Consider the following 4,345-nt stretch of genomic DNA (forward strand, 5'->3'; position numbering starts at 1 on the left):
CTCCACCGGAGCTCTGCCCGTGCTTGCCCCCTGACTCGCCGTACCGCTTCTGCAGGCCAAGCCTAGCATCAGGCGCACGCTGAGCTACGCACATAACCAAGAACAACATGTCGTAGGCGAACTGTAATCTTGTAATCTTGTAATCGCCTCTTTCTTCGCCATCTGTGATACAGATACCTTGTCTATGACATCTCGCCACTTCAGTGCACCCGTTAGATGGAATCTGGTTCGCTTGTCTCAATTTTATAGATTACGAGATTACAGGATTACAAAAACAACAACAATCGTAGGAACAGGTACTTACGAACAGCCTGAAGGGGGTACAAGGCGAATTACAAGGATTACATACCGCATGGAAAAGGTACGCGATGATCCATGGTTGGTTCCGGGTAGGCATGCCCCCGCCAAGATGAACCGACCTTGGTCGGGGCAAAGGTAGCGTAAAAGAGGGGCGGCAACTCCTGTGGCCGGCAGGGACAAAACCTGTGGTCAGTGTAGTGGTATCTTGTGCTCGGCCCGCTTGATACGGAAAGGCCTATGTCTATGGGCATGACCAACACTGACTAAGGACCCAAGACCACCCCGCCAGGGAAGCAGGGGTCGCCACCTGTGTGCCCTAGGCAAACCCCGCTAAGCAACCCTGATCCAGAGCGGATCGTTTATCTTCTGATTTCAGCCGCGGGGACCGGCAGCATAACTGAAACTAACCCGCAGAGCGCGAGGTACAGTCAGTTATGGAACCGCGCTTGCCAGCGAGATCAGAGTATTAGCCCTAGCAGTATCGCAGAACGCCGATGAACTTGATTGAAATCCAGGAGGATTCGCGGCCCCTTTCTCCTGGCGGGGGGAACGATGACATCCAAAACGCCAAGACAACCAGCGCAGTCAGCGGAAAGGCCCGGCAGCCGGACCCGTATCTGATCTCGTACTCCACCGGCGCTTACACCCTGGGAAACAAGCCCGCTTAGACGCAGCCGATCCTAGGTCGCCAAGAACCGCCCCGCCAGGAGGAAAGGGCGGCCTGCCCTTCCTCCTCGATTGCAACCCCGCTCATCGAGTTTCACCGGCTGTACCCGATTCGCCACATTCAGCTCGGCCCGCCAGCTTTCTCTCCTGGCGGGGCGGTGACCGTGATCAATCAGCATCGATCCTACCGTTCGGAGCCTCTGATCCAGCATGTTTTGCCGTGACTGCCGGGCCTGCACAGGTCTCTCTACTTCTACTTGAAAGTCCAACATCCACAGGCTCACCAGTGAGGCCAACAATGCGAGGCCCAGTAAATTGAAGCTGCAGAACCACCTGCTTTGAAAGAACGTAGCACAGAGCGCCGTTCGCTTCTGGCCTGCGGTGATACCTGTATCAAATAAACCGAACCAAAAACATCATTCGACTTACAGGGAGAATATCATGCACATGAACAAAAAGACTGAAAAGGGAGAGCTTTGGTACAACGTGGAGGTGCGCGAGGACCTCTTTGATGCCGCTGTGCTTGTTTGCCGCTGGGGAAAGGTTGGCTCTTTTGGGCGCCAGGGCCCATCAAAACCTTTTCCATCCATGCGGGCGGCAGAGGATGAACAGATCCGGATCATCGAAAAAAAAGAGCGCCTCGGTTACGAACTGGATAGCCTGTGATCCGCACGGAAATTTCCATGCGTGGTGGTCGAAAAACTGCCACTGCAGAGCGGGGGCGCAGCCCCGTGGTCGTGCCGGCCAGGCCGAGCGGCCAAGGGCGTGAGTTGAACGATGAGCACTGTTGCTGTATATATGCTCAGGCTTCTAACAGGGTCGAAGACTGCCGCGATGCTGCAGCCACTGGCTGGGTGGTCTGCTTTCCGGCGCACCACCATGGAACGAGGGCCCAACGACATGTCCAACAACGATGATGCCGCCACTCTCCGCAGTTGGTGCTCCCAGTTGGCCCGAGATATCGATAGGCTGAGCACGTTTGTCATCTCACAATCGCATTCCTGCCCGACCTTTCGAGAAGCCTGCGCAGAGCTGGAGGGCTGCACCCGCGTCGCGTATCGGCTTCAGCGGTGGATCAGCGGCGCGAGCAGAGACAAGGCGCTCGACCCCGATGGTGGCAGTGAAGCCCGGTTGGTGGAGGCTCAGCTGCTACTTGAGGGTCAGTGTGCGGTGTTCCGCGCGGTGGCCGACTCGTTTCTCGCTAGCGAAGGCGTGGACCCAGCGGTCCGGGATGAGGCGCTTGGCGTTCTCGCCGAGGCCCTGCAGATCCATCAGCGCTTAGAAGTAGCAGTTGAAGGTGTCCGGATTTTACTGATCGAGCATGATGCGGATTACCAGCTAGGTAGAGTGTCAGCGGAGGTGTCCAGGATCACTCGGAAGATCATTGGCGAACTCCAGCCCTGATCGCCGCCCTGAGCATACCGTTGCCAACGGTCACCGGTGCCGAGGGAGCATCCCAAAATCAGCGGAGTTCAGGTCAACTACACAGACACTTCCCCCTCGAGAATCACTTTGCATGGGGATTCGCTACTTTCGAGGGCCTCAAGGCAGCGGTAACCTGCATGAAGACTGAGGCTCGGACCGGCGGTTTGGACTTCATCATCGCATCAGTGCAACAGCGCGGTTACGGCCAGCGGCCTTTGCCTGGTAGAGCGCCCGATCGGCGCGCTCCAATAGAATATGACCGGGCTCGCCGGCATAGTGCGCCGTCACGCCCAGGCTCACGGTCACATCGCGATCCACAGGGAATCTCTCAGCGGCCACGCGCTGGCAGAGGTCTTCGGCAAGGCTAATAGCCTGGGAAAGGTTCGTGGCCGGACAGATGAGGATGAACTCCTCACCACCCCAGCGTCCGAGCGTGTCAGTCTCGCGCACGCGTTCCCGAAGAACCGCCGCCAAGGCCCGCAGCACCTCGTCACCGGTATGGTGTCCCCAAAAATCGTTGATCGGTTTGAAGTGGTCCACATCGAGCAGGATGATGGCCAGGTCGGAATCGGCGCGAGCGCGGCGAGCAAGCTCGTTGCGCAGGACTTCGTCTGCGTGATACCGATTATGCAGCCCAGTGACGAGGTCGGTCGTGGCCAGTCGATGCAGCTTCTCGTGCGCGGCTTCAAGTTCCTCCGTGCGTTGAGCAACCATGCGCTCAAGCACGGCCGCCCTGTCTTCAAGCTCCTTCAGCGGGTATGCCTCGCCGTAGCCGTGGACCGTACTCGGTTGTGATAGGTGCTTATGGCAGAGCTGCCACTGATTCCCCTCTTTCCGAAACACCAGTGAGAACCGGACCTCGCGCATGATGACGTTCTGAGCGGCCAGATGAAGGTGCCAGTCCATCTCGCCCATGACCAGTCCCATATCCTTCGACAACAGAAACGCCTTGCTGCGTCGGAGGGTGTAATGTACTGGTGAGGGAACTTGCTCCACATCCCGCGCATAGAGCGCGGCAGCGTCCTCGATTTCGTAGACCTTCTCGTCAATGCCGGTGCCAAACCCCGAGATCTCGGGCGCCGCGAGGGCCTTGGATGACTCGGAATCTCTATCGTGAAAAAAGGTCGTGAGGTAGTGCTCGCATGCCGCATGTAGCTCCGCTGGCCCTCGCTTCGGCATACCCCCTCCCCCCTGTCGCGACGATCCCCAACCTGTTCACCCCGGACATTCAGCGCAGGCAGGCAGATCGATTGGCGTAGCGCCGAAAGGTCCAGTTACTCATAACGTTGGGACAAAATGAACCAATGCCTACACACCCCATAGCTAACGCTACCGCTGTCCGAGGCAACGTTCAACGACACGATCCGCATCCGAGACACGGCCGGTATGGCTGAGCTCTTTGCCGGGACCACCTCCAGCGCGTGACCCTTGAGCACACCGGACTCGCGGACTGATTGAATGCCCACCGTGCGGCATGATCTTCGCCGGCCCCGACATACGAGCAGTTAGCTGCTACCCAACAGCCTGGTGCTAATCGGCCAAGGCTGGGACGACCAGCGCGATCCGACACCCTGCGCCGCGATCCGGTTCTCGGCGCATGTGGCAGTGATGGCCGAGGCGAGCGAGGTCACCCACCGGATCATCGCCGAGGGCACCCAAACCGAGGGCGAGCGCGCGGAGCTGATCACCGAGGGCTGTCGGCAGGGCAGGATTTCTGCTTCGTTCGCGCCCCCAGGCCCGCTCGAGGCGCTGATCGACCATCCGCCGAGTCGAGATGGCCGCTGAGGGCCCCCCCCTGACCACGGCGCTGGCGATCAAGGGACCGGATCATCTACCCTCGGCCATATCGAGGCGCTGACAGGGAGTCTGACCTACGATGATCATGGCCCAAACGGACGGCGCCGTAGAGGGGCTCCGGGCGCTCACTGACTTGCTGACAGCGCGGGACGGCCAA

4 protein-coding genes are annotated in these 4,345 nt (G+C 59.1%); 3 read left to right on the forward strand and 1 reads right to left on the reverse strand.

All coding sequences use genetic code 11. The features are described 5' to 3' along the window. The first annotated feature begins 1,407 nt into the window (after positions 1-1,407). The gene (locus LRF89_RS12895) at positions 1,408-1,632 is read left to right on the forward strand and encodes a WGR domain-containing protein (RefSeq protein WP_238634856.1); all 225 of its coding nucleotides are present in this window, start codon (positions 1,408-1,410) and stop codon (positions 1,630-1,632) included. A 234-nt stretch (positions 1,633-1,866) separates the two neighbouring features. Beyond that, the gene (locus LRF89_RS12900) at positions 1,867-2,370 is read left to right on the forward strand and encodes a hypothetical protein (RefSeq protein ID WP_238634857.1); all 504 of its coding nucleotides are present in this window, start codon (positions 1,867-1,869) and stop codon (positions 2,368-2,370) included. Between the two features lie 195 nt (positions 2,371-2,565). Here the strand turns inward: LRF89_RS12900 and LRF89_RS12905 are convergent, their stop codons facing one another. Continuing rightward, positions 2,566-3,570 (reverse strand): diguanylate cyclase, encoded by a 1,005-nt coding sequence (locus LRF89_RS12905; RefSeq protein ID WP_238637322.1) that lies wholly within the window; start codon positions 3,568-3,570, stop codon positions 2,566-2,568. A 348-nt stretch (positions 3,571-3,918) separates the two neighbouring features. On the opposite strand from LRF89_RS12905, the gene LRF89_RS12910 reads away from it, so the two are divergent. Then, entirely contained in the window at positions 3,919-4,176 is a 258-nt protein-coding gene (locus tag LRF89_RS12910; RefSeq protein ID WP_238637323.1) for a hypothetical protein, read from the forward strand. The last annotated feature ends 169 nt before the right edge of the window (positions 4,177-4,345 follow it).

The sequence above is a fragment of the Halorhodospira sp. 9621 genome (assembly GCF_022228055.1).
GTDB classification, from domain to species: Bacteria; Pseudomonadota; Gammaproteobacteria; order Nitrococcales; family Halorhodospiraceae; genus Halorhodospira; species Halorhodospira halophila_A.

Bases quoted from the DNA above. Each gene is read 5' to 3' on its own strand.
- LRF89_RS12895 (WP_238634856.1), top strand. From the start codon at position 1,408: ATGCACATGAACAAAAAGACTGAAAAGGGAGAGCTTTGGTACAACGTG.
- LRF89_RS12905 (WP_238637322.1), bottom strand. From the start codon at position 3,570: ATGCCGAAGCGAGGGCCAGCGGAGCTACATGCGGCATGCGAGCACTAC.
- LRF89_RS12900 (WP_238634857.1), top strand. From the start codon at position 1,867: ATGTCCAACAACGATGATGCCGCCACTCTCCGCAGTTGGTGCTCCCAG.